At 69.0% G+C, this 23,648-nt stretch carries 26 protein-coding genes; 15 read left to right on the top strand and 11 right to left on the bottom strand.

What is annotated here, in order from left to right:
* Entirely contained in the window at positions 1-636 is a 636-nt protein-coding gene (locus tag ASG12_RS04165) for a pyridoxamine 5'-phosphate oxidase family protein (RefSeq protein WP_055785531.1), read from the top strand.
* Here the strand turns inward: ASG12_RS04165 and ASG12_RS04160 are convergent.
* A complete protein-coding gene (locus ASG12_RS04160) occupies positions 614-1,855 on the bottom strand; it encodes a benzoate/H(+) symporter BenE family transporter (RefSeq protein WP_055785528.1) in 1,242 nt (413 codons plus the stop codon). The two genes, ASG12_RS04165 and ASG12_RS04160, sit on opposite strands and share 23 nt — an antisense overlap.
* Before the next feature lie 86 nt (positions 1,856-1,941).
* Here ASG12_RS04160 and ASG12_RS04155 point away from each other — a divergent pair, with 86 nt between their 5' ends.
* The 4 genes from ASG12_RS04155 to ASG12_RS04140 all read left to right on the top strand — a co-directional run bounded on the left by ASG12_RS04155 (position 1,942) and on the right by ASG12_RS04140 (position 5,584).
* Positions 1,942-2,472 carry a helix-turn-helix domain-containing protein gene (locus tag ASG12_RS04155; RefSeq protein WP_055785525.1) on the top strand — a complete coding sequence of 177 codons (531 nt, stop codon included), beginning with the start codon at positions 1,942-1,944 and terminating at the stop codon, positions 2,470-2,472.
* A 439-nt stretch (positions 2,473-2,911) separates the two neighbouring features.
* Positions 2,912-3,976, top strand: a complete 1,065-nt coding sequence (locus ASG12_RS04150) for a cellulase family glycosylhydrolase (RefSeq protein ID WP_055785523.1) — start codon at positions 2,912-2,914, stop codon at positions 3,974-3,976.
* Positions 3,977-4,096: 120 nt separating this feature from the next.
* Positions 4,097-4,597, top strand: coding sequence for a phage holin family protein (locus ASG12_RS04145; RefSeq protein WP_055785519.1), 501 nt, complete (start codon positions 4,097-4,099; stop codon positions 4,595-4,597).
* A 51-nt stretch (positions 4,598-4,648) separates the two neighbouring features.
* Positions 4,649-5,584, top strand: a complete 936-nt coding sequence (locus ASG12_RS04140) for an alpha/beta fold hydrolase (protein WP_055785516.1) — start codon at positions 4,649-4,651, stop codon at positions 5,582-5,584.
* Between the two features lie 11 nt (positions 5,585-5,595).
* Here the strand turns inward: ASG12_RS04140 and ASG12_RS04135 are convergent, their stop codons facing one another.
* Genes ASG12_RS04135 through nth form a run of 4 tightly spaced genes read right to left on the bottom strand, consistent with a single transcriptional unit; the run spans position 5,596 to position 8,943 of the window.
* Complete coding sequence (locus ASG12_RS04135) at positions 5,596-6,792, bottom strand: MarP family serine protease (RefSeq protein WP_055785513.1); 1,197 nt, start codon at positions 6,790-6,792, stop codon at positions 5,596-5,598.
* Positions 6,789-7,565 carry an NUDIX hydrolase gene (locus ASG12_RS04130; RefSeq protein WP_235456023.1) on the bottom strand — a complete coding sequence of 259 codons (777 nt, stop codon included), beginning with the start codon at positions 7,563-7,565 and terminating at the stop codon, positions 6,789-6,791. Before ASG12_RS04130 ends, ASG12_RS04135 begins: the two co-directional genes overlap by 4 nt.
* Complete coding sequence (locus ASG12_RS04125) at positions 7,562-8,254, bottom strand: TlpA family protein disulfide reductase (RefSeq protein WP_055785508.1); 693 nt, start codon at positions 8,252-8,254, stop codon at positions 7,562-7,564. The genes ASG12_RS04130 and ASG12_RS04125 overlap by 4 nt, the downstream gene beginning before the upstream one ends.
* Positions 8,255-8,262: 8 nt before the next feature.
* The gene (gene nth, locus ASG12_RS04120; RefSeq protein ID WP_055787605.1) at positions 8,263-8,943 is read right to left on the bottom strand and encodes an endonuclease III; all 681 of its coding nucleotides are present in this window, start codon (positions 8,941-8,943) and stop codon (positions 8,263-8,265) included.
* 303 nt (positions 8,944-9,246) lie between these two features.
* Between nth and ASG12_RS04115 the strand changes: the two genes are divergently transcribed.
* From ASG12_RS04115 to ASG12_RS04095, 5 genes are all read left to right on the top strand, one after another.
* Positions 9,247-9,507 (top strand): hypothetical protein, encoded by a 261-nt coding sequence (locus ASG12_RS04115; protein WP_055785506.1) that lies wholly within the window; start codon positions 9,247-9,249, stop codon positions 9,505-9,507.
* Between the two features lie 186 nt (positions 9,508-9,693).
* Positions 9,694-10,368 (top strand): Crp/Fnr family transcriptional regulator, encoded by a 675-nt coding sequence (locus ASG12_RS04110; protein WP_045821488.1) that lies wholly within the window; start codon positions 9,694-9,696, stop codon positions 10,366-10,368.
* 113 nt (positions 10,369-10,481) lie between these two features.
* Entirely contained in the window at positions 10,482-11,963 is a 1,482-nt protein-coding gene (locus ASG12_RS04105; protein ID WP_082501617.1) for an amidase, read from the top strand.
* Between the two features lie 9 nt (positions 11,964-11,972).
* Entirely contained in the window at positions 11,973-12,737 is a 765-nt protein-coding gene (hypB, locus tag ASG12_RS04100) for a hydrogenase nickel incorporation protein HypB (RefSeq protein WP_055785502.1), read from the top strand.
* Between the two features lie 9 nt (positions 12,738-12,746).
* Positions 12,747-13,607, top strand: coding sequence for a Gfo/Idh/MocA family protein (locus ASG12_RS04095; RefSeq protein ID WP_055785500.1), 861 nt, complete (start codon positions 12,747-12,749; stop codon positions 13,605-13,607).
* A 25-nt stretch (positions 13,608-13,632) separates the two neighbouring features.
* Here the strand turns inward: ASG12_RS04095 and ASG12_RS04090 are convergent, their stop codons facing one another.
* Positions 13,633-14,571 carry a quinone oxidoreductase family protein gene (locus tag ASG12_RS04090; protein WP_055785494.1) on the bottom strand — a complete coding sequence of 313 codons (939 nt, stop codon included), beginning with the start codon at positions 14,569-14,571 and terminating at the stop codon, positions 13,633-13,635.
* A gap of 186 nt (positions 14,572-14,757) precedes the next feature.
* On the bottom strand, positions 14,758-15,060 hold the full coding sequence (locus tag ASG12_RS04085; protein ID WP_156377909.1) for a hypothetical protein: 303 nt from the start codon (positions 15,058-15,060) through the stop codon (positions 14,758-14,760).
* Between the two features lie 161 nt (positions 15,061-15,221).
* Here ASG12_RS04085 and ASG12_RS04080 point away from each other — a divergent pair, with 161 nt between their 5' ends.
* Positions 15,222-16,076, top strand: coding sequence for an MBL fold metallo-hydrolase (locus ASG12_RS04080; RefSeq protein ID WP_055785489.1), 855 nt, complete (start codon positions 15,222-15,224; stop codon positions 16,074-16,076).
* Positions 16,077-16,161: 85 nt separating this feature from the next.
* On the opposite strand, the gene ASG12_RS04075 is transcribed toward ASG12_RS04080, so the two are convergent.
* Positions 16,162-16,650 carry a RidA family protein gene (locus ASG12_RS04075; RefSeq protein WP_055785487.1) on the bottom strand — a complete coding sequence of 163 codons (489 nt, stop codon included), beginning with the start codon at positions 16,648-16,650 and terminating at the stop codon, positions 16,162-16,164.
* A 5-nt stretch (positions 16,651-16,655) separates the two neighbouring features.
* Positions 16,656-16,820 carry a hypothetical protein gene (locus ASG12_RS21945; protein ID WP_188486393.1) on the bottom strand — a complete coding sequence of 55 codons (165 nt, stop codon included), beginning with the start codon at positions 16,818-16,820 and terminating at the stop codon, positions 16,656-16,658.
* 44 nt (positions 16,821-16,864) lie between these two features.
* Between ASG12_RS21945 and ASG12_RS04070 the strand changes: the two genes are divergently transcribed.
* Positions 16,865-17,920, top strand: a complete 1,056-nt coding sequence (locus ASG12_RS04070) for an ArsA family ATPase (protein WP_055785483.1) — start codon at positions 16,865-16,867, stop codon at positions 17,918-17,920.
* Positions 17,920-19,032 (top strand): ArsA family ATPase, encoded by a 1,113-nt coding sequence (locus ASG12_RS04065; protein WP_045821469.1) that lies wholly within the window; start codon positions 17,920-17,922, stop codon positions 19,030-19,032. The genes ASG12_RS04070 and ASG12_RS04065 overlap by 1 nt, the downstream gene beginning before the upstream one ends.
* A gap of 23 nt (positions 19,033-19,055) precedes the next feature.
* Here ASG12_RS04065 and ASG12_RS04060 read toward each other — a convergent pair whose 3' ends face one another.
* Positions 19,056-19,370 (bottom strand): WhiB family transcriptional regulator, encoded by a 315-nt coding sequence (locus ASG12_RS04060; protein WP_045821468.1) that lies wholly within the window; start codon positions 19,368-19,370, stop codon positions 19,056-19,058.
* A gap of 217 nt (positions 19,371-19,587) precedes the next feature.
* Between ASG12_RS04060 and ASG12_RS04055 the strand changes: the two genes are divergently transcribed.
* Positions 19,588-22,074, top strand: coding sequence for a transglycosylase domain-containing protein (locus ASG12_RS04055; protein ID WP_055787603.1), 2,487 nt, complete (start codon positions 19,588-19,590; stop codon positions 22,072-22,074).
* A 16-nt stretch (positions 22,075-22,090) separates the two neighbouring features.
* Here ASG12_RS04055 and ASG12_RS04050 read toward each other — a convergent pair whose 3' ends face one another.
* On the bottom strand, positions 22,091-22,564 hold the full coding sequence (locus tag ASG12_RS04050; RefSeq protein WP_055785479.1) for a GatB/YqeY domain-containing protein: 474 nt from the start codon (positions 22,562-22,564) through the stop codon (positions 22,091-22,093).
* A gap of 82 nt (positions 22,565-22,646) precedes the next feature.
* Between ASG12_RS04050 and ASG12_RS04045 the strand changes: the two genes are divergently transcribed.
* On the top strand, positions 22,647-23,645 hold the full coding sequence (locus tag ASG12_RS04045; protein ID WP_055785476.1) for a metallophosphoesterase: 999 nt from the start codon (positions 22,647-22,649) through the stop codon (positions 23,643-23,645).
* Positions 23,646-23,648 lie beyond the last annotated feature (3 nt).

Here is a 23,648-nt window from a genome sequence, read left to right as displayed (position 1 = left end):
GTGCCGAACAACCACTACCACCACCTCGTCTTCGGGCCTCGCACCCTCGCCCGGCAGCGCGCGACGGGCAGCTACACCGCCTACGGCTCGGAGATGGAGCGCGGTGACGACGGGCCCCCGGAGCTCTCCGGTCGCGAGATCTCGATGCTCACCCGCGCGTTCCAGATCCACCTCGCGACGGTGGCCGAGACCGGGTGGCCGTATGTGCAGTACCGCAGCGGGCCTCGCGGTTTCATCCACCACCTGGGTGGGTCGCGCTTCGGTTTCGCCGATCATCATGGCAACTCGCAGTTCGCGTCGCTGGCCAACATCGACACCGACGGCCGCGTGGCGATCTTCGTCGCCGACTTCCCGATGCGCACCCGACTGAAGCTGTACGGGCGCGCTCAGGTCATCGACGCCGCGACCGATCCGGATCTGCACGCCGCGCTGATGACCGTGGCCGACGGACGCATGACCGCGCGCAGCGAGCGGTCGATCGTCATCGACATCGAGGCGTTCGACTGGAACTGCTCACGCAGCATCGTGCCGCAGTACGACCGGGAGTACGTGAAGGAGCTCAACGTCGCCCACGCCGAGCAACTGCGAGCGATGCAGGAGGAGATCGACTCCCTCAGGGCGCGTCTGGAGCAGTGATCCCGCGGGGGCGTCGGGGCCGGAGCAGCAGGTGAATCCCTATACCGATCACCAGCGCCCAGAATGCTGAACCGATGCCGGCGAACGTCGTTCCCGATGCGGCCACCACGAAGGTCGCGATCGCGGCGGTGCGCGCACCGGTGGCCGCTTTCGCGTCGGTTCCTGTCGCACCCGCCCTGCCGGTGTCGAACCCGGCCGCCGCCGACAGCGCACCGGCCAGAGGTGCGAGCAGCGCGACACCGGCGACCGCCTGGATGGTGCCCTCGGGGGCCAGCACCACCAGCGTCGCGACGGCCGCCGAGCCCGCGCCGATCACCAGGTAGGCCACCCCGGCCGACACCGCGGCCACCCATCGACGGTTGCGGTCGGGATCGGCGTCGGGAGATGCGGCGAGCGCGGCGCTGATGGCCGCGAGGTTCAGCGCATGGACGCCGAAACCCGCACCGACCACGGTCGTGAGGCCGGTGATCCCCATCGACGGCCGCCACGGCACCTCGTAGTCGAAGGTCCGCATCACCGCGACGCCGGGGATGTTCTGCGCGGCCATGGTCACGATGTAGAGCGGCAGCGCGATACCGGTCACCGCCGCGACCGTGAGGTGCGGTGTCGTCCACACCACCTGCGGCAGCAGTTGGTCGCCGTTGATCGACGCGTCGGAGCGGACGAGATCGACGACGATCACCACCACGGCGACCGCGAACGCGCCGGGCACCGCCCACCGGGGTGAGAACCGCACCAGCACCACCCACGCCAACAGGATGGGCGCGATCGCCCACGGGTGGTGCGACAGGGCCGTCACCGGCGCGAGGCACAGCGGGAGCAGCACCCCTGCCAGCATCGCCTGGGCCACCGGGGCCGGGATGAGCGCGATGAGTCGCGACAGTCCCGACCACAGACCGGTCGCGACGATCAGCACACCGGTGACCACGAATGCTCCGACCGCGGCGGGCCACCCTCCTTCGACGATGCCGGTCGAGGCGATCAGCGCAGCGCCAGGGGTCGACCACGCCAGCGTGATGGGCATCCGGAACCGGATCACCAGCGCCAGCATCCCGAGGCCCTGCAGGACACACGCCGCGAGGAGCCCCGACGCCGCCTGGGCCGGACTCGCACCCACCGCGCGCAGCCCCGTGAGCACCACCGCGAAGGAACTGGTGAACCCGACGACCGCACACACGACGCCCGCGCCGATGGGCACGGACAGACTCACCCGCTGCATCGATGCTCCCGTCGGGGCCTTCGTTCTGCAAAAAGAACGTTCTGTTGACGGAACGATAGCGCCACGGGCACCTAGAGTCGAGGCCCATGGACCCGACATCGATCTCGGTCACGGTGGGCGAGCGCGTGCGCGAGCTCCGTGGACGCGCGGGGCTGAGTCTGTCGGAGCTGGCCCGGCGGTCCGGAGTGGGGAAGAGCTCGCTGTCCGACCTCGAGGCGGGGCGGCGCAATCCGACCATCGAGACGCTGTACGCACTGTGCACACCGCTCGGCGTACCGATGACGGCGTTGACGGCGGCGTCGATCCGCACCGAGAGCGGCGGCATGACGTCGGTGACCCTCGACGTCCGCGAACTCGTCGACGCGACCGTCGAGGTGTTCCGGCTCGAGTTCGCCGCCGACGCCGACCACACCTCACCCGGCCACGTCACCGGGGTGACCGAACACCTGACCGTGGTCGCGGGAGATCTCCTGGTCGGCCCTCTCGGGAACACCACGCGCCTCGGCCCCGGCGAATCACACTCTTGGCGCAGCGACACCCCGCACCGGTACACCACCCGCGGCCCCGCCGAAGCCGTGGTCGTGATCCGCACGCCGCGACTGCCGGGGCGCAGCTGAATCGCACCTCGACGGCGAGAGCCCGGGTCCGAACATGTCCGTACCGGATCTCATCACAGAATGAATGATCATTCGTTCCTGCTCCCGAATTCGATAGCGATGATTCGAATCCGACAAACATAGCGGTGTTCGCCAAAGAAATCGGTCGCTATTCCCCAAGTTTATGTATCGCATATTTACTCTGGCGAATATCGGTCCTTCATGCCCACCTTTGGACCCTGTGAACTGGCATTTCCGCACATAAGCGATGGTTGATTCTGTACAAAATTCTTGTCATTTCATGCCGAATAACTCGCACGACACGCATGTAATTCAGCGAGACCACTTTCTTTTCGCCGCCGCGATTTGTTTGACTTGAATTCTTCCGGGGGGTTCACCGGAATGGAGTCCAGAAATGCGCATCACGCGACAAGTCTCTCTTCGCGACATTGTCCGATCATTGTCGATCGCACTGATCGCGGTACTCGGTCTCGGGGTGATGGCCTTCGGATCGGCGACCGTTCGTCCCCCGGCAGCCATCGCGAACACCGCGACCGTCACCGCCGCGTCGACGACCCTCGGCATCGCCGACAGCGATATGTACTTCTCGTACAACGACCCGACCGCGATCGCCAAGCACCTCGACGAGACCGCCGCGCTGGGGGTCCGCAACGTCCGCCTGGTGGTCCCGTGGGCGGCGGTCGAGACCACGAAGGGCCAGTACACGTGGGGAGGCGTCGACACCATGATCAACGCCGCCGCGGCACGCGGGATGGGGGTGCTCGCCGTCGTCACCACGACGCCCACCTGGGCTCGCCCCGCGAACACCAGCGTCTATCAGCCGCCCACCGCCCCCGCCGATCTCGGCGCCTTCATGGGCACGCTCGCATCGCGCTACTCCTCGGCGATCTCCGCCTACGAGGTCTGGAACGAGCCGAACGGCGCCATCAGCTACGCCCCTGCGCCCGACCCCGTCGGCTACACCAAGCTCCTCGCCGCGGCCTACCCGAAGATCAAGGCGGCCAACCCCTCGGCCGTCGTCATCGGCGGAGTGCTGGGCTCGGTGGTCACCTGGGGCGGCTACACCCTGAACCCGGTCGACTTCGTCTCGCAGATGTACGCCGCGGGCGCTGCGGGCACGTTCGACGCCCTGTCGTTCCACCCGTATCAGAACTCCACGAAGTTCTCCCAGGGCGCGACGCTCGCGAACTCACCGTTGAACCAGGTCAACGACATCCGCAATCTGATGGTCTCCCACGGCGACTCGGCGAAGAAGATCTGGGCCACCGAATACGGACTGTCGACGATGCAGGTCAGCGCCGCTACGCAGGCCGACTTCATCAATGATTTCGTGATGACCTGGCGCACCCTGTCCTATGCGGGGCCGGCGTTCATCTACACCCTCGTCGACCGCAACTCCGCCGACACCACCGACGCGGAGAGCACGTTCGGCGTCTACACCGACGCGTGGGCCGCCAAGCCCGCCGCCTCCGTCGTCCGCTCCCTCACCGGAGCGAACGCGTGAGGGCCGGCGGCGGCGGGACGCCGTGAACGGTCCGCCGCCGCCGAACACCACAGCTACATGACACGATGAAGGACATGGCACGATGAGGCCGTAGCCCGACCCGCATATGGAGGAACAGCTGTGAGCCTGGACGACCGTGCATCCGATCACGTCGGCAGAAACGTCTCCTCGATACCGCTGAGCGATCCGCACAACCCGGCCGAGCAGTCCATCGGCGGCCTGGTGAAGGACGCGACCTCGCACATGTCGACGCTGGTGCGCGCCGAGGTCGAGCTGGCCAAGACCGAGATCGTCGGCGAGGTCAAGAAGGGCGCGATCGGCGCGGGGCTGTTCATCGTCGCCGCCGTCGTCGCGCTCTACTCCAGCTTTTTCTTCTTCTTCTTCCTCGCCGAACTCCTCGACGAGTGGCTCCCCCGCTGGGCCGCCTTCGGGATCGTGTTCCTGATCCTCCTGGTGGTCGCGATCGTCGTGGGCGTGGTCGGCTTCATCGTGTTCAAGCGGGTGCGGGCCCCGAAGAAGACCATCGACTCGGCCAAGGCGCTCCCCAGCGTGTTGCCCGGTGGCGACAAAGGTGCGCCGGTGGATCTCCCCGGCGGCATCGGCGCCGCTCCGCGCCGCTGATCTGACGATCCCGAGCCGACCGACCCCCAGCCGACCGATTCCGAGCCACCGGTGACCGCTCCCGACCCGTCGACCGCGCGGATCGACGGCCCGTGGGTCGATCTCGACGTGCGGGCCAACGGCATCCGCTTCCACGCCGTCGAGTGTGGCTCCGGGCAGACCGATCGGCCGCTGGTGCTCCTGCTGCACGGGTTCGGGGAATTCTGGTGGAGCTGGCGACACCAGCTGACCGCGCTCGACGCCGCCGGGTTCCGGGCGGTCGCACTCGATCTGCGCGGCTACGGCGACACCGACAAACCTCCGCGCGGCTATGACGGGTGGACGCTGGCCGGCGACACCAACGCCCTCGTGCGGGCGCTCGGACACACCGAGGCCGCGCTGGTCGGTCACGCCGACGGCGGACTCGTCGCCTGGGCCACCGCGACCCTGCATCCCCGCGCCGTCACCTCGATCGCCGTGATCGGCTCGCCCCACCCGCGGGCCCTACGGCATGCGGTGCTGCGCAACGGCCCTCAGCGGTCGGCGTTCATGGGCGAGTTCCTCGGCAACCAGCTGCCCCGCACCGCCGAGAAGACACTGACCCGCGACGACGGGGCCTTCATCGAGACGATGTTCACCGAGCGCACCACACCCGCGTTCGCACGCACCGACGAGTTCGCCGAGATGATGCGGCGCAACCGATCCGCGGTGCAGATACCGGGTGTCGCGTTCTGCAGTCTGGAGTACCGCCGCTGGGCGTTCCGGTCTCAGTTCCGGCGCGACGGCGCCAAGTTCATGACGCTGATGAACCGGCGCCTCAACATCCCGGTGCTCGCCGCCCGCGGTCGCGACGACCGGTACATCCACGCCGAGACCCTCTCGGCCAGCAGGTATTTCGCGTCGCGGATGACCTATGCCGAGATCGACGCCAGCGGGCACTACGCGCACGAGGAGAACCCCGACCGGGTGATCGAGCTACTCGACCACCACCTGCGACTCACGCTGTAGCCACGCACGCATCAGGCGTGCACGCACGACTGCGTGTCGACCGCCGCGGTGAGGTTCTCCGACGCCCGCAGATTGGCCTGCACCTGATCGGCGGTGAGCACGAAGCCGGTCTCGCTCGCGGTGTCCTCGGCCGCACCGAACACCACACCGAGCACCCGGCCGTCGGTGTCGATCAGCGGGCCACCGGAATTGCCCTGTCGGATCGATCCGCGCACGGTGTACACCTCGCGCTTGACCTCCCCGTCGCGGTAGATGTCGGGACCCGACAGGTTCACCACCTCACGGATGCGCTCGGCGCTCGCGGTGAACGGGCCGGCCTCGGGGTAGCCGAGCGCGATGGCATCGGTGCCGGTGGAGGCGTTGCGATCGGCGAAGCTCAGCGCCGGCGCGGTGAGGCCCGGGACGTCGAGGATGGCGATGTCGTTGTCGGGGTCGAACAGCACGACCTTCGCATCGAGCGCACCGTCGTTCGACTGCACCCGCAGCGATCGCGTGCCCGCGACCACGTGGGCGTTGGTCATCACGCGCTCGGGCGACACGACGAACCCGCTGCCCTCCAGCGCCTGGTTGCAGCTGGGGGCCACACCCTCGATCTTCACCACGCTCGGACGGACCTGCGAGATGACCGGCAGTGTGAGCAGACCCGTGTCGGGCGGGTCCACGCTGGTGACCGGCGTGCGACCGAACGGTCCGATGACCTCGGGCAGCCCGGAGTCGTCGAGCAGGGAGCTGAAGTCGCTCGGGAGCTGCCGGAGCCACGCGGGTGCGACGTCGTCAACCCCGCCGAGCACCTTCGACCCGCGCACGGCGTTGGCGATGGTGGGTTCGGCCGAACTGCTCACCGGGATCGCGAGCAACCACGCCGCGATGAGGACGGCGACGGCCTGCAGCAGCGAACCGATCACGCTGTCGGCGCGACGCACCATCAGCGATCGGATGCCGCCGCGGGCGGCGCGGCCGAGGATCATCCCCGAGGCCTCGCCGATGACGACGAGCACCACCAGCAGCCCGACGCCCACGACCAGGCGCCACCGGCGATCGTCGATGTGGTCGATGAGGTGTGGCGCCAACAGGATTCCCGCGATCGCGCCGAGCACGACGCCGACGAACGCGAGCGCCGACGCAACCGCACCCTGCCGGAACCCCGAGGCGGCCGCGAGCAACGCGATCGCGATCACCACGAGATCGACCCAACCCGAACCGCTCATCGCTGTCCTGTCTTCTCGAGCATGTCCGCGAGGTCACGCACGTCGTCGGTGTCCCACGGGACGGTCCATCCCGCGGTGTCGAAGATGGCGTCGAGCAGACCGCCGGTGAAACCCCACACGAGCATGTCCGCGACCCAGAACGCCGGCCCCCGGTAGACGCGGCCACCCATCACCGAGCGCTGCACCTGGAAACGATTTGCCGGATCGATCATCTCCGCGATCGGCACGCGCACCACGCGCGCGGTCTCGCCGGGATCGACCGCGCGCACCGCGCCGGGATCGGGCGACCAGGCGATCACGGGAATCACGTCGAAGCCCGAGGGCGGGACCGGGAACGACTGCAGGCGGGCGACGACACGGACCTCGTCCGGGTCGAGGGCCGTCTCCTCCTGCGCCTCACGCAGCGCGGTACCCACCGGGTAGTCGTCGCCGGGATCGCGTGCACCACCGGGGAAGGCGACCTGGCCGGCATGATTGCGCAGGGTCGTCGCACGCTGGGTGAGCAGCACGTCGGCGTCAGCGGGCGGGCCCTGGCCGTCCTCGCTGTCGAAGACGCCTCCGAACAACACGAGCACCGCCGCCGGTCGCGACCCGCGCCGGAATGCGGCCTGCACCAGTCGGGTCCGGTCGCCGCCGCGGTTGTTCACGCTGTCGGTGACGCCGTCGACGTTGTCGGTGAGGGGGCGCAGCCACGCCGGGATGGCGTCGGTGTCGACCAACGGTCCGGCCTCCACACCTGCGTCGTGGTCACGTCCCCCGGATCGGGGACTCACAGGGCGACGCCCAGGTAACGGTCGACCGCGTCGGCAATGGACTTCTCGTCGGTGAACACCGTCGGGAGCACCTTCGCGACGCTGCCGTCGGCCCGCACGAGCACCGACACCGGGTAGGCACGCGGGATACCCAGGGCCGCGGCGATCTTCGCCTGTGTGTCGACCACCGACGGCAGCCGTACGTCGATCTCGCTCAGCAGACCCAGCGCGAGCACGGGGTTCTCCGACCCCTCCTTGGCCTGCACGGCGAGGACGTCGACCTTGCCCGCCGCCGAGGCGGCGAACGCGGCGACGGTCGGCAGTTCGCGACGACACGGCAGGCACCACGGCGCCCAGAAATTGACGAGCAGCGGTCGTCCGGCGGTCGCCGCACCCATGTCGACGTCGCCGGGGGCGCCCAGGCAGGGCACGGTGACGCCGGCGAGCGCCGAGGTCGAGGGCGCCGGACCGGTGCCGGCGGGACACGGTGCGAGTGCGGCACGGGCACGGGCGGCGTCGAGGTCACCCGGGCTCACCGATGCACTGGCGCCGGGGATGGGGCCCGCGGTGGTCTGCTGACCCGCGCTCAACGCGCCGTCGGGTGACGAGGTGTCGCGAGGCCAGATGGCGACGATCAGTGCGATGACCACCACGAGGGCGGCGATCGACCATCGAGCGGACGCAGGGATGCGTTGCAGACCGGATCTCATGGGTCGTCTCAGATCCCGGCCAGGGCGAGCAGATGCGCCGTCTCGGGTCCCTTGACCAGGGCCGCGGCCTTCTCGGTCTCGGTCGGGCCCTCACCGAACGACGGGCAGTCCTTCGCCAGCACGCACACGCCGCAGGCCGGCTTCTTGGCATGGCACACGCGTCGGCCGTGGAAGATCACGCGGTGGGACAGATCGGTCCAGTTCTTGCGCTCGATCAGCTCCCCGACGGCGTGCTCGACCTTCACCGGATCGGTCTCGGTGGTCCAGTTCCAGCGCCGCACCAGGCGCCCGAAGTGGGTGTCGACCGTGATGCCGGGGATCCCGAAAGCGTTGCCGAGCACCACGTTCGCGGTCTTGCGTCCGAAGCCCGGCAGGGTCACGAGGTCCTCGAGACGGCCGGGCACCTCGCCGTCGAACCGTTCGAGCAGGGCCTGGCCCAGTCCGATGATCGACGTCGCCTTGTTCCGGTAGAAGCCGGTCGAGCGGATCATCTCCTCGAGTTCGGTGCGGTCGGCGCCTGCGTAGGCGGCGGCATCGGGGTAGCGGGCGAACAGCGCCGGGGTGGTGAGGTTGACGCGGACGTCGGTGCACTGCGCCGAGAGGATCGTCGCGACCGACAGCTCCAGCGGGGTGGTGAAGTCGAGTTCGCAGTACACGTGCGGGAACGCCGTCTGCAGGGTGCGATCCATCCGACGTGCACGACGGACCAGTCCGGTACGGGTCTCGGTGCCCCGTGCCGCGGCGGTCGGACGGCGGCGACCGGTCGTGCCGGCCGGTGTCGTCGGGGTTTGATCGCTGCTCACCTGCAACAGACTACTGAGCGCCGATCGGCCCCCGACGGCATCCGCCGTGGTCGCCGATCAGATCTTCAGCCTCCGATCAGCTCCGGACCGAGCCGGTCGGGTCGGGTCCGACGCGCGGGAGGTAACGCTTGTGTTCCACCCGCAGGTTTCGTTGCCCCACCGAGACCTCCGTCGTGTTCACTACTGCACATGCACGGACTCGCGGTACTGCTCTTCCCCGCAGTGCTCATGCTCTTCGCGCTGGCCATGGAGAAGATGGAACACCAGATAGACGACGACAGCGTGACCCGCGACGACGTCGAGGAATTCCTCGCCGGCGCCGCCCCGGAACAGGTGGGGACACTGGCCACCGATGGCTTCCCCGCGGCACTCGACGAGTTCCGCGCCCGCCGCGATCCCGTGGAGGACGAGGCGCCCATCTCCGCGGCCCCGACGGTCCGCGCGAGCTGAACCATCCGACCGCGCGGGACACCCCTGTCGCCCCGGTGAACGACGCAGGTGGCGACGTTGTCGACGTTCTCCGGTCCCGTTCACACTCTTGGCCGTAGACTCAGCCGTGGCGTGGTGACAAATCCAACACTGCCGAGCAATTTGTCGCGGGCACGACCCGCCGCAGCACCCTAGGAAGGGGCGTACGTGGAGGAAGTACTGGCGAGGGCCGGCATCTTTCAAGGAGTCGAGCCGAGCGCGGTCGCCGCACTCACCAAGCAACTCCAGCCCGTCGATTTCCCGCGCGGACATGTCATCTTCAACGAGGGCGAACCGGGCGACCGGCTCTACATCATCCTCAGCGGCAAGGTGAAGGTCGGTCGCCGGTCGGGCGACGGACGCGAGAACCTGCTCACCATCATGGGTCCGTCGGACATGTTCGGTGAGCTGTCGATCTTCGATCCCGGCCCCCGCACCTCCTCGGCGACCACGGTCACCGAGGTCCGCGCGGTGTCGATGGACCGTGACGCGCTCAAGGCGTGGATCGCCGACCGCCCCGAGATCGCCGAGCAGCTGCTGCGCGTGCTGGCCCGCCGCCTGCGCCGCACCAACAACAACCTCGCCGACCTCATCTTCACCGACGTCCCCGGTCGTGTCGCCAAGCAGCTTCTTCAGCTCGCCCAGCGGTTCGGCACCCAGGAGGCCGGCGCCCTGCGCGTCACCCACGACCTCACGCAGGAGGAGATCGCCCAACTCGTCGGCGCCTCCCGCGAGACGGTGAACAAGGCGCTCGCCGACTTCGCGCAGCGCGGCTGGCTGCGGCTCGAGGGCAAGAGCGTCCTCATCGCCGACTCCGAGCGTCTCGCCCGACGCGCCCGCTGAGCCTCGGCGGCGTCGACCGGGATCGTCCGAGCACGGCGTCACCTCCGGCATGGTGCCGGAGGTGGTCGTCGAGACGGACGATCTCAGCGTCACTTCTCCACTAGGGTCGAGATGTGACACACCCTCGTGCCCGACGCCCTGACGCCCCCACCACAGTGGACGACGACTGGATCGGCACCGCGTCGGCGTTCGAGCTGGCCGAGGCGATCGCCGATGGTCGCACCACCTCACGGCGGGTCGTGCAGTTCCACATCGACACGCTGCGGTCCCGTGCCGAGTTCGGCGCGATCGCGCGCGACCGCTTCGACGCCGCGCTCGCCGAGGCCGACGCCGTCGACTCCGCCGGCACGAAAGCCGATCCCGACCGCCCGCTGCTCGGCGTGCCCTGCACGATCAAGGAGTCCATCCCGGTCACCGGGATGCCGCACACCGCGGGTCTGTCGAGTCGCGCGGGTATCATCGCCGACGTCGATGCGATTGCGGTGCAACGTCTTCGACGTGCCGGTGCCATCGTCGTCGGTGTCACCAACACCGCCGAACTGTGTCTGGGCATCGAGAGCACCAACAGCGTCTACGGCCGCACCTCCAACCCGTACGACGTCCGACGGGTGTCGGGCGGATCGTCCGGCGGCGAGGGATCGGCCATCGGCGGCGGTGGCATCCCGTTCGGCGTCGGCGGCGACACCGGCGGATCCATCCGCATCCCGTCGTTCTACTGCGGCGTCTTCGGCCACAAGCCCTCGCCCGGCCTGGTGCCCGCGAACGAATCGATCCCCTCGCTGTCGGGCGAGGAGGAGGTCGATCTCCTCGAGACACTCGGACCCATGTCCCGTCGTGCGTCCGACCTGATGCCACTCCTGCGGATCCTCGCCGACGACGCCGACGGACGGCGGTGCGGCTCGATCGATGCGGTCGATCTCGAGGGTCTGCGCGTGGTGATCCCCACCAAGTCGAGCTACCTGCGTCCGATGGACCGCTCGGTGCGCGACGCCCGCGACGCTGCGGGTGAAGCGCTCGCCGAACGCGGCGCCGATGTCGTGTGGCAGCCGATGCCGGCGATGCGTCGCGTCATCGCGAGTTACCTCATGGAACTGCGGCGCCACGCGGGTACGTCGGTGATGAACCTCTTCGACTCCTTCGGCGAGACACCCCAACGCCACCTCACCCCGGCTGTGTTGCGCGCCAACAGCCTTCAGCTGCAGCTCGCGATGATCGGCGACCGCCTGCCCGAACTGTTGCCGCCCCCGGCACGCAAACTGCTCGACAAGTTCGCGCGCGATCTGGCCGACGAGGTCGCCGCCGCCATCGGCGACGGCGTGATGCTGCACCCGCCGTTGCCGCAACCCGCCCCGTTCCACCACGGCACCCTCGCCCGGCCGTGGTTGTTCGGCGGGGCCGCGATCTTCAACATGCTGGGCATGGCGGTCACCGAGGTGCCGCTGGGGTTCAGTCCCCGCAATCTGCCCGTCGGCGTGCAGGTCGCCTCGCAACCCGGCAACGACAACGTCACCATCGCCGTCGCGCTCGAACTCGAGAAGGCGTTCGGCGGATGGGTTCCGCCGCATGCGGTCTCGGCACGATCGGCCGCACACTAGGAGACGCTCATGGGCAGGTTCCACCGACACGATGACGGTGTCGGGCACACGCACGACCACGACCACGACCACGACCACGACGACATGTCCGGGTACGACACCGGTCGCGAGCGGGTCGACGTCCTCGACGCGATCTTCGGCGAGAACGACCACCGCGCCGAGATCAACCGCGCCGCGTTCGCCGCAGCGGGGGTGACCGCGGTGAATCTCATGAGCTCACCGGGATCGGGCAAGACGACCCTGCTCGAGGCGACGCTCGACGCCATCGCCGACGAGATACGCGTCGGGATCATCGAGGGCGACATCGCGACCGACCTCGATGCGGCGCGCCTGGCGGGCCGCGGGGCGCAGGTGTCGCTGCTGAACACCTCCGAGGGTTTCGGCGGCGAATGCCACCTCGACGCCCCGATGGTGAACCGGGCGCTGCAGGGCCTCGACCTCGACGAGCTCGACCTCGTGGTGATCGAGAACGTCGGGAACCTGGTGTGCCCGGCCGAGTTCGACGTCGGCGAGCACCGCCGCGCGATGGTGTGGTCGGTGACCGAGGGCGACGACAAGCCCCAGAAGTACCCGGTGATGTTCCGCAGCGTCGATGTGGTGGTGATCAACAAGATCGACCTGGTCCCCCACCTCGACATCGACCTCGACGACTACATCGGCGCGGTCCGCGAGGCCAACCCCACCGCGGCGATCCTGCCGCTGAGCGCGAAGACCGGCGACGGCATGAGCGCATGGCTCGACTGGCTGCGACAGCGGAATGCGGGCGCGGCGTAGGTTCTCGGCATGCGCATCGCTGTCGTCGGAGGCGGGCCCTGGGCTCGCGACACCCACATCCCCGCTCTCGCCGCACATCCGGGCGTGACACTGACCGGCGTGTGGACCCGACGCCCCGAGGCGGCGGCCGACGTGCCCGTGCCGCGGTTCGACACCTTCGCCGAGTTGCTCGCGGCGAACGACGCGGTGTCGTTCGCCGTACCCCCACAGGCCCAGGCGCCGTTGGCGATCGAGGCCGCACGCGCCGGGAAACACGTCATCCTCGACAAGCCCATCGCCGGCACGCTTGCCGACGCGAGCGCGGTCGTCGACGCCGTCGCCGAGGCCGGGGTGCGATCGATCGTGACGTTCACGCGACGGTTCGCCCCGGAGACCCGCGCGTTCCTCGACGCCGTCGACGCCGGGACCTTCACCGGCGGCCTCGGTGTGTGGCTGTCGGGCGCACTGCTCGGGGGTCGCTACTCCTCGTCGCAGTGGCGGGTCGAGGGCGGCGCACTGCTCGACGTCGGGCCCCACGTGGTCGACCTCATGGATCGCGCCCTGGGTCCGGTCGTCGACGTCGAGGCCGCCTCGGTCGACCGCGGCTCTGACGTCTGGTCGGTGTCGCTGGTGCACGAGTCCGGCGCGCGCACCGCGATGCAGCTGTCGCTGCGAGTTCCGGCGCGGCCCACCATCAGTCAGTTCCGCGTCCACGGCCCCGACGGTGTCGTGGAGCTCACCGACCGGAGCACGCCATCACCCGAGTGCTTCGCCGTCCTGGTCGACGAGTTCCTCGACGCCGTGGCGACCGGCGCCGACCACCCGTGCGACGCGCGTCGCGGTCTGCACATCCAGACAGTCCTCGACCGGATCGCCCACGCCGTCGGCTGACGTCGCGCCACCCCGGGACCGGGCGTCAGGGGATGAGCAGGAACTTCCCGCGCGGGTGCGAGCTCTGCAGCTCACGGTGTGCATCGGCGGCGTCGGCGAGGGGGAACGTCTTCGCGGTGGTGACGGTGATGTCACCGGCGGCGAGCTGATCCAGCAGCGTCGTCCGCGTCTCCGACCGGATCCGTCGGCTGCTCTCCGAACTGCCGTCGATGACCACGATCCCGTCGCCCGCCCGACCGAACGCGACGATGCTGACGATCCGGGACCGCTCGGCGACGAGTTCGAGGGATGCGTCGATCGCCTCGTCGGTGCCGGCGGCGTCGAGGGCCACGGTGTATCCGTCGGGAGACGCGGCGCGCAGACGATCGAGCAGACCGTCGCCGTAGGCCACCGCAGTTGCGCCGAGGGCCTCGATCGCCGCGTGGTTGTCGAGACGCCCGGTCGCGATCACGCGGGCGCCGGCCGCGACGGCGATCTGCACCGCGAGCGACCCGACGGCACCCGTCCCGCCGTGCACCACGACGGTGTCGTCGCCGGTGACACCGGCCGTGCGGATGAGGTAGTAGGCGGTGACGCCCACCGCGAGGAGCCCAGCCGCCTGCTCGACCGAGACGCCGGCCGGGATGTGCAGGATCGACCCGGCCGGCGCGACGATCCGGTCGGTGTAGGCGCCGTCGACCGGGTAGACCACCACCATGTCGCCCACCGCGATCGGGCCGGTCGGTCCCGACACCCCGTCGGCCACCTCGACGACGGTTCCGGCGGCCTCGTTCCCGAGGCGGACCGGCAGGCCGTCGGGATCGCTACCGAACGCGCCGCTGTAGAGCTTGTGGTCGATGGGGTTCACGCCGATCGCGGCGACCCGGACCACCACCTCGTCGGCGCCGGGTTCGCAGTCGGGTTCGTCGATCAGGGCGAGGTTCTCCGGGCCGCCGTACCCGCGGGCCACCACCGTGCGTGTCATGGCCCCTTCAACCCCCGAACGGCACGGCTATTCCACGGCAACCGAACCGGCCCGCGGACCAGAACAACCCGGCAGACGGACGGGGTCTGCCGGGTTGTCCGGTGATCGGCGGTGTCGGGTACGTCTGCGGGGGTGCGCACCCGACGCCGCCGAGTTCTGGTGTCGCCCGTCTGTGCGGGCGCGCGGTCAGCGGCGCGCGAGCACCACGTGCACGAAGGTGCGGTCGAACTGGAATCCCCACTGGCCGCGGGCGACGTCGTAGCGCGGGGTCACGTGCGCGCCGCGGTAGGTGAACGGACGGTAGTTCGGGCGGGTGATGGTCACCTCGCGCTGGGGCTGCTGCCGCTGTGGCTGCACCTGCTGCTGGGTGTGGGTGTTCGGGGCGACCGGCGCGGCACTCGCGGTTCCGGCGGTCACGCCGAGGCCGAGCATGGCGGCACCGACGAATCCCGCTGCGATGGTGGATGTGGCTGCCTTCTTGATGTTCACGATCACTCCTGTTGTCCTGCGCCGAGACCGGCACCTGCTGCGGACCATCTCCGCACAACTGCGAAAGTAGGGATGCCGACTGGCAGGAACATTGCGCGCCACTGTCAGTGGGCTGTGAACGCGCAGGTGCTCCCATCACCGGACCCGGTAGCGTTCGTCGCATGACCGCGCCCAAGCATCCCGCGTACGAAATCCGCCGTCCCGTGACCGCGTTCGCCTCAGTGGTGCTGTGTGAGAACCCGGGGATGATGGAGCTCGAGGGGACCAACACGTGGGTCCTGCAGGCACCCGGGCACACCGACTGCGTCGTGATCGACCCCGGTCCCCGCGCCCACCGCAAGCACCTGAAGCGGGTCGCCGAGACCGGCGATGTCGCACTGGTGCTCATCACCCATCGCCACGCCGATCACACCGACGCGATCAAGCGCTTCCACAAGATGACCGGCGCACCGGTGCGCGCCCGCACCGAGGCGCACTGCCGCGACGGCGCGATCCTCGCCGACCGTGAGGTGATCGAGGCCGCAGGACTGCGCATCACCGTGTTGCTGACCCCCGGCCACACCGCGGATTCCACGAGCTTCCTCGTCGAGCACCTCGCCAAGGGCGACCCCGCGAACACCGCCGCCACCGAACCGACACGGGTCATCGGCCGCGCCATGGTCACCGGCGACACGATCCTCGGTTCGGGCACCACCGTCCTCGACCCCAGCGACGGCACCCTGCGCGACTACCTCAACTCACTGAACCGACTCATCGTCGAGGGCGAGGGATGCGCCCTGCTGCCCGGACACGGCCCCGACCACCCCGACCTCATCCCCGTCGCACGGTTCTACAAGACCCACCGCGAGGAACGCCTCGACCAGATCCGGGCCGCACTCGCCGACCTCGAACTGACCCCGGCACAGGCGAAACCGATGAAGGTGGTCCGCAAGGTCTACCGCGACGTCGACAAGAAGTTGTGGCCCGCTGCCCGCATGTCGGTCAAGGCCCAGCTCACCTATCTCCGCGAGGCCTGACCGGTCAGGAGAACTAGAGGTCTCCGACTCGCGTGGATCAGAGGTCTCCGACTCGCGTGGATCAGAGTTCTCCGACTCGCGTGGATCAGAGTTCTCCGACCTCGACGATGATCTCGACCTCGACCGGCGCACCGAGCGGGAGTTCGGCGACACCCACCGCCGAGCGGGCGTGGTGGCCGGCGGTGCCGAACACCTCACCCAGGAGGTCCGACGCACCGTTGAGCACACCGGGCTGACCGGTGAACCCGGGTGCCGAGGCGACGAAGCCGGTCACCTTCACCACGCGCACCACCGCATCGAGTCCGACGAGGCCGTTGACCGCGGCGAGGGCGTTCAGCGCGCACAGACGCGCGGCGTCGCGGGCCTGCTCGGGCCGCACCACACCCTCGGCACCCTCGGACACCTTGCCGTGCACCGCCAGCTCACCGTCGACCATCGGCAACTGTCCCGAGGTGTAGACCATGTTCCCCGAGCGCACCGCCGGGTAGTAGACACCGAGCGGCGCGACCACCTTCGGCAGCTCGATACCGAGCTCGGCCAGGCGCTCGCTCCACGAGTGCTGCGTGTACGACATCGCGCTCAGCCCTTCGGGCGCTTCAGGTAGGCGACGTGCTGCTCGCCGGTCGGCCCGGGCAGCACGCTGACCAGCTCCCAGCCGTCGACACCCCAGGTGTCGAGGATCTGCTTGGTGGCGTGGGTCAGTAGCGGCACGGTGGCGTATTCCCAGGCGGTCAGTTCACTCATGGCACTCACCCTATCGGCCCTCGCCGGGTGGATATGGTTGCTACGTGTCAGTTGAATCCGCCCAGGGTGCGCACCACGACGGCCCCGACGCCTCCCCCGACCCCGCGGGCGGCTCCACGTGGCCCGCGTCGGCGCGCTCGGCCCGGTTGCACTTCGTCTCCGGCAAGGGCGGCACCGGCAAGACCACGGTCGCCGCATCCCTCGCCCTCGCGTTGGCCGCCGGCGGCAAGAAGGTGTTGCTCGTCGAGTGCGAGGGCCGTCAGGGCATCGCGCAGCTGTTCGACATCCCGCCGCTGCCGCCGACCGAGACCCGCGTCGCCACCGCCGAGGGCGGCGGCACGGTCACCGCGCTCGCCATCGACATCGAGCACGCCCTGCTCGAGTACCTCGACATGTTCTACAACCTCGGCTTCGCCGGCCGCGCGATGCGGCGCATCGGCGCCATCGACTTCGTGACCACCGTCGCGCCGGGTCTGCGTGACGTGTTGCTGACCGGCAAGATCAAGGAGTGCGTGGTGCGCACCGACAAGTCCGGGGCGCAGGTCTTCGACGCCGTCGTGGTCGACGCGCCGCCCACGGGCCGCATCGGCAACTTCCTCGACGTCACCACCGCGATGGCCGATCTCACCAAGACCGGTCCCATCCGCAACCAGAGCGACGGTGTCGCGAACCTGCTGCACTCCGAGCTGACCGCGGTCCATCTGGTGACCCTGCTCGAGGCGATGCCGATCCAGGAGACGATCGAGGCGGTCAAGGAGTTGCGCGGCAAGAACCTGCCCGTCGGCGCGCTCATCGTCAATCGTGTCGCACCGCCGCATCTGGCCGACGATCAGATCGACGCCGTGGCCGAGGGGGTCGTCGATGCCGAGACGATCGCCGCCGAACTCGCCGCCGCGGGCCTCACCGTCACCGAGGCCGATCTGCAGGGGCTGCTCACCGAATCGATCGAACACGCCAGCCGGGTGCAGGCCCAGCAGGTGGCCAAGGCCGAACTCGACGAGGTGGACATCGCGACGGTCGAGATCCCCTCCTATGACGACGGTGTCGACCTCGGCGGGATCTACGAGATCTCCGCCCTGCTGGAACGGACGGGTGCCTGATGGTCGCCGAACTCGACATGGGAACGGTGCTCGGCTCCGCCGACACCAAGGTCGTCATCTGCTGTGGCGCGGGTGGGGTCGGCAAGACCACCACGGCCGCGGCGATGGCCGTGCATGCCGCCGAACAGGGGCGCCGGGTGGTCGTGTTGACCATCGACCCGGCGCGACGCCTCGCGCAGTCGCTGGGGATGTCGGAGCTGACCAACGAGCCGCAGCCGGTCGACATCGACGGACCGGGTTCGCTCGACGCGATGATGCTCGACATGCGTCGGACGTTCGACGAGATGGTGACGCAGTATTCGACGCCCGACCGCGCCGAGGCGATCATGAACAACTCCTTCTACCAAACCGTCGCGACCTCGTTCTCCGGCACGCAGGAGTACATGGCGATGGAGAAGCTCGGTCAGCTGCTCGCGCTCGACAAGTGGGATCTCGTCGTCGTCGACACCCCGCCGTCGCGCAACGCACTCGATTTCCTCGATGCGCCGGCCCGACTGGGCACGTTCATGAGCGGCCGCCTGATGAAGATCCTCATGGGCGGTGGACGCGGCGTGGGCCGTGTCGTCACCGGTGTCGTGGGTCTCGCGATGCGCGGCGTGTCGACCATCGTCGGCGGCGACACCCTGCGTGACGTGTCGGCGTTCGTCCAGTCACTCGACGCGATGTTCGGCGGCTTCCAGGAACGCGCCACCACCACCTACAACCTGCTCAAGCGACCGGGCACCCAGTTCGTGGTCGTCGCCTCCGCCGAGCCCGACGCTCTGCGCGAGGCGGCGTTCTTCGTGGACCGCTTGTCGGAGGAGAAGATGCCGCTCGCCGGTCTCATCCTCAACCGCACGCATCCGAACCTGACGTCGATCTCGGCCGACGCCGCGCGCACCGCGCTCGATCACGTGGATGACGGACTGACGCGGGCGGTGCTGGCGATCCACGCCGAACGCACCACCACCGGGCGGCGGGAGCTGAACCTGCTGCGGCGTTTCACCACGTCACACCCGGGGGTGCCGATCGTCGGCGTGCCGTCGCTGCCGTTCGAGGTCGCCGACCGGCAGGCGTTGCGCGCGGTCGCCGAGCAGATTCTCGGCGGACCGGGCCGCGCGGCGTCGTCGTGACGCCGTAGAGAAGAAAAAGAGAGTCAGACCGCGTCGGCGTGACGGCGGCGCTGGCTCTCGAAGAACTCGCCCCACGAGGTGACCTCGGGGTGCTGGCGCAGCAGTGCGCGCCGCTGACGCTCGGTCATGCCACCCCACACGCCGAACTCGACACGGTTGTCGAGGGCGTCGGCTCCGCATTCGAGCTGCACGGGGCAGTGGCGGCAGATGGTGGCGGCCTTGCGCTGCGCCGCCCCGCGGACGAAGAGCTCGTCGGGGTTGCCACCCCGACACCTGGCCTGCGATACCCACGCGAGTCGAGCTTCGGTCTCACCGGTGGTCACTGCCGCGTTCGCCATGGGGAACCCCTGTCCGCTTCTAGAAATCGTTCGCGAGGCAAGCCCCGCCACTTTAGGACTCGAATGTTACGTGAGTCACATTCGGTACATCAATCTAGGTATTACCGAGACAGACAGTCAAGTCGGGGGGAACCGGCACAGTGGGACGGCCGTCCAAGCAGGGGCGTTGTGACGCCGACTCACGGGAGCAGGCCCCGACACCCCGTATCCTGTGGTCGTGTCCGAAACAACCCGTCGCCCCGAGCGGTCGAAGGCCCTCTGGGTGCTCCTGGGCTGCTGCCTGCTCGCCGGAGTGCTCGTCGCCGCCCTGCTGTTCCCGTTCGCCGGCGGCTTCGGCCTGCTGACCAACAAGGCCGCGACCACCGTCGAGAACTCGTCCTCGGAACTGCTGGACGGGACGGTCCCCGAGGTGACCACGATGACCGATTCGACCGGTCGTCCGATTGCATATCTCTACGATCAGCGCCGCGTGCAGGTCGGCTACGACGACATCTCGCCGGACATGATCCGCGCGATCATCTCGATCGAGGACCGCCGCTTCCTCGAACACGACGGTGTCGACTGGAAGGGCACCATCCGCGCGTTCCTCAAGAACTCGTCGTCGGGTGAGGTGCAGCAGGGCGCGTCGACGCTCGATCAGCAGTACATCAAGAACTACCAACTGTTGGTGCTCGCGCGCACCGAGGCCGACCGCCAGGCCGCCATCGCGACGACCCCGGCGCGCAAGCTCCGCGAGGTCCGCATGGCGTTGACCCTCGAGCAGACGCTGACCGATCAGGCCATGCGCGACAAGAACATCGACCAGGCCGCAGCCAAGCAGGAGGCGAAGAAGGAGATCGTCACCCGCTATCTGAACATCGTCCCGTTCGGCAACGGCGCGTACGGGATCGAGGCGGCGGCGCAGACGTACTTCGGCAAGTCGGCCAAGCAACTCGACGTCACCGAGTCGGCGATGCTCGCGGGCATGGTGCAGTCGAGTTCGGCGCTCAACCCGTACACCAACGAGTCGGGTGTCACTGATCGTCGCAACACCGTGCTCGACACGATGAAGGAGAACTTCCCCGACCGCGCAGCGGAGTTCGAGGCCGACAAGGCCAAGCCGCTCGGTGTGCTGCCGCAGCCGCGGTCGCTGCCGCAGGGCTGCATCTCCTCCGGCGACAACGGGTTCTTCTGCGATTACGCGCTGCAGTTCCTCGCCGAGAACGGCATCACCCGCGACGCCGCCCTGCGTGGTGGCTACACGATCACCACCACCCTCGATCCGCAGGTGCAGGCTGCGACGAAGGCGTCGGTGCAGGCGGTCGCCGCCCCCGATCTCACCGGTATCGCCAACGTGATGAACGTGATCCGCCCGGGCACCACCTCCCACGATCTGCTGGCCATGACCTCGAGCCGCAACTACGGGCTCGACCAGCGGCGTGACCAGACCGTGCAGCCGCAACCGTTCTCGATGGTCGGTGACGGCGCCGGTTCGGTGTTCAAGATCTTCACCGTTGCCGCGGCGATGGAGAAGGGGCTCGGGTCGTCGGCGTCGCTCGACGTGCCAAGCACCTATCAGGCCAAGGGCATGGGTTCCTCGGGCGGCGTCAACGGCTGTCCGGTGAACACGTACTGCGTGAAGAACGACGGTCGGTACCCGCGCACGATGTCGATCACCAACGCTCTTGCACAGTCACCGAACACCGCGTTCGTGAAGCTGCTCAACGAGGTCGGCGTGCCCTCGGCGGTCGACATGGCCGTGAAGCTCGGGATGCGTTCCTACGCGCAGCCGGGCACCTCCGGTCAGGGCGATCTGAGCCTCGCCGACTACACCAAGCAGGGTAACTTCGGGTCGTTCACCCTGGGCCCCAACGCCGTCAACCCGCTCGAGCTGTCGAATGTCGCCGCGACGCTGGCGTCGCACGGCATGTGGTGCCCGCCGAACCCGATCAAGTCGATCACGCAGAAGAAGCGAGACCGCAACGGCAACACGGTGATCGGCGCGAACGGGCAGCCGGAGATGACCGCGGTCGCGTTCACCCCACCCGCGTGTGAGCAGGTCGTCGACCGCGGTCTGGCCGACACGCTGGCCAACGCGCTGTCCGCCGACGATCGTGGCGGCGGCACCTCGGCGGGCGCCGCCCGCTCGGCCGGGTGGACGTTGCCGGTGTCGGGCAAGACCGGCACCACCGAGGCGCACCGCAGCTCGGCGTTCCTCGGGTTCACCAACAACTTCGCCGGCGCCAGCTACATCTACGGCGACACCACCAGCCCCGAGGACATCTGCTCCTCGCCGCTGCGCCAGTGCTACGGCGGCGACCTCTACGGCGGTTTCGAGCCGGCACGCACCTGGTACAACGCGATCCTGCCGGTGGCGGGCAAGTTCGGGCCCACCGAACTGCCGCCCACCGACCCGCAGTTCGTGAACGGCAGCGAGCGCGGTCGGGTCCCCAGCGTCGTCGGTCTCACCGCGAGCGCGGCGACGGAGCGTCTGCAGGAGAACGGCTTCAAGGTCGATCAGCAGACCACCACCAGCCCGGAATCGGCCGGCACGGTGACCGGTACCGCGCCCACGGGTACCGCCATCCCCGGCAGCACGGTGACGATCTACGTCAGCGACGGTCAGGGACGCGTCTCGACGCCGGCGCCCGATCGGGGGCCGCGACTGCCCCCGACCACGATCGAGATCCCGGGTATCGGGCCGATCGTGATCCCGGGCGGCTGACCGGGCTCTCCGGCGGTCAGCCCAGCGCGGCGCGGACGGCGGTCGACAGGCGTTTGCCGTCGGCCCCGCCCGCGGCGGCGGTCTGCACCTTCTTCATGACCTGACCCATCTGTCGCATCGTGGGCGCCTCACCGGTCTCGGCGGCCACCGCGGCGACGGCGTCGGCGACGAGGGTGTCGATGCCGGCGTCGTCGAGCTGGGTGGGCAGGTAGCGCGAGATGATCTCCGCCTCGGAGCGTTCCTTCGCGGCCAGTTCGCCGCGGCCGTTCTCGTCGTAGATCGACGCCGATTCCGCGCGCTTCTTGTTCTCCCGCAGCAGCACGCCGATGACCTGCTCGTCGGTCAGCGAGTGGGCCTCGGTACCCGAGACCTCTTCGGCGCCGATCGCAGAGATGATCATGCGCAGCGTCGCGGTGGTGTCGGTGTCGCGGGCCTTCATCGATGCGGTGAGGTCGGTGCGGAGCTTCTGCTTGAGCGGGGAATCGGTCATGGCGCCCACGGTAATCGCCATCGCGCGCGACCCCGTGGCTTTCTTGTGGCCATCGGCTCGACACGATCGGTATCCTGGCCGGATGGTAGAGGTCGACTTCTCGCGGATCGGTGCCGGTACGGCACGGCTCACGTCACTCCAGCAGGGCGCAGCACTGGCAGCCGGTGCCGCGACGGCGGGGCTGGCGTACGCGACGCTCATCGAGCGCAACGCCTTCGCGCTGCGACATCGGACCCTCAACGTGCTGGAGCCCGGCTCGGGCACCCTGCGCGTGCTGCACATCAGCGACCTGCACATGCTGCCCGGTCAGCGCCTCAAGCAGGCGTGGGTCTCGGAGCTGGAGTCGCTCGAACCCGATCTCGTGATCAACACCGGCGACAACCTCGCCCATCCGCAGGCGGTGCCGTCGGTGATCCAGTCCCTCGGTGGGCTGTTGTCGCGGCCGGGTCTGTTCGTCTTCGGCTCCAACGACTACTTCGGGCCCACCCCGAAGAACCCGCTGAAGTACTTCAACAAGAACCACACGAAGTCGTTCGGCGAGCCGTTGCCGTGGCAGGATCTTCGCGCCGCGTTCACCGAGCGTGGATGGCTCGACGCGACCCACACCGTCCGCGAGCTCGAGGTGGCCGGGGTCCGCGTGGCCGCCGCCGGTGTCGACGATCCCCATCTGCATCGCGATCGCTACGAGACCGTCGCGGGCCGCCCCAATCCGCTGGCGCATCTGCGGCTCGGTCTCACCCACTCCCCCGAGCCGCGCGTGCTCGACAAGTTCGCCGACGACGGTTACGACCTGGTGATGGCCGGGCACACCCACGGCGGGCAGCTGTGTGTCCCGTTCTTCGGCGCGCTGGTCACCAACTGCGAACTCGACCGGTCACGCGTGAAGGGCCCGTCGAGTTGGGGTGCGTCGATGAAGTTGCACGTCAGCGCCGGTCTCGGCACCTCGCCGTATGCGCCGTACCGCTTCTGCTGCCGGCCCGAGGCCACGCTGCTCACCCTCACCCCGGTCTCGCATGGCGACGCCGAGTACGACGAGGAGCAGTCGCTGCCGCCGCTGACCGCGGGGATGCGCGCACGCTGAGTC

Origin of the sequence: Williamsia sp. Leaf354, assembly GCF_001424365.1 — a bacterium.
GTDB lineage: Bacteria > Actinomycetota > Actinomycetes > Mycobacteriales > Mycobacteriaceae > Williamsia_A.
The sequence above is the reverse complement of the archived record's forward strand: the minus strand, read 5'-3'. Positions and strand labels throughout refer to the sequence as shown.

Bases quoted from the DNA above. Each gene is read 5' to 3' on its own strand.
- ASG12_RS04160 (WP_055785528.1), bottom strand. From the start codon at position 1,855: ATGCAGCGGGTGAGTCTGTCCGTGCCCATCGGCGCGGGCGTCGTGTGT.
- ASG12_RS04155 (WP_055785525.1), top strand. From the start codon at position 1,942: ATGGACCCGACATCGATCTCGGTCACGGTGGGCGAGCGCGTGCGCGAG.
- ASG12_RS04135 (WP_055785513.1), bottom strand. From the start codon at position 6,792: ATGAGCGGTTCGGGTTGGGTCGATCTCGTGGTGATCGCGATCGCGTTG.
- ASG12_RS04125 (WP_055785508.1), bottom strand. From the start codon at position 8,254: ATGAGATCCGGTCTGCAACGCATCCCTGCGTCCGCTCGATGGTCGATC.
- nth (WP_055787605.1), bottom strand. From the start codon at position 8,943: ATGGATCGCACCCTGCAGACGGCGTTCCCGCACGTGTACTGCGAACTC.
- ASG12_RS04115 (WP_055785506.1), top strand. From the start codon at position 9,247: ATGCACGGACTCGCGGTACTGCTCTTCCCCGCAGTGCTCATGCTCTTC.
- hypB (WP_055785502.1), top strand. From the start codon at position 11,973: ATGGGCAGGTTCCACCGACACGATGACGGTGTCGGGCACACGCACGAC.
- ASG12_RS04095 (WP_055785500.1), top strand. From the start codon at position 12,747: ATGCGCATCGCTGTCGTCGGAGGCGGGCCCTGGGCTCGCGACACCCAC.
- ASG12_RS04090 (WP_055785494.1), bottom strand. From the start codon at position 14,571: ATGACACGCACGGTGGTGGCCCGCGGGTACGGCGGCCCGGAGAACCTC.
- ASG12_RS04080 (WP_055785489.1), top strand. From the start codon at position 15,222: ATGACCGCGCCCAAGCATCCCGCGTACGAAATCCGCCGTCCCGTGACC.
- ASG12_RS04075 (WP_055785487.1), bottom strand. From the start codon at position 16,650: ATGTCGTACACGCAGCACTCGTGGAGCGAGCGCCTGGCCGAGCTCGGT.
- ASG12_RS21945 (WP_188486393.1), bottom strand. From the start codon at position 16,820: ATGAGTGAACTGACCGCCTGGGAATACGCCACCGTGCCGCTACTGACC.
- ASG12_RS04065 (WP_045821469.1), top strand. From the start codon at position 17,920: ATGGTCGCCGAACTCGACATGGGAACGGTGCTCGGCTCCGCCGACACC.
- ASG12_RS04060 (WP_045821468.1), bottom strand. From the start codon at position 19,370: ATGGCGAACGCGGCAGTGACCACCGGTGAGACCGAAGCTCGACTCGCG.
- ASG12_RS04050 (WP_055785479.1), bottom strand. From the start codon at position 22,564: ATGACCGATTCCCCGCTCAAGCAGAAGCTCCGCACCGACCTCACCGCA.
- ASG12_RS04045 (WP_055785476.1), top strand. From the start codon at position 22,647: ATGGTAGAGGTCGACTTCTCGCGGATCGGTGCCGGTACGGCACGGCTC.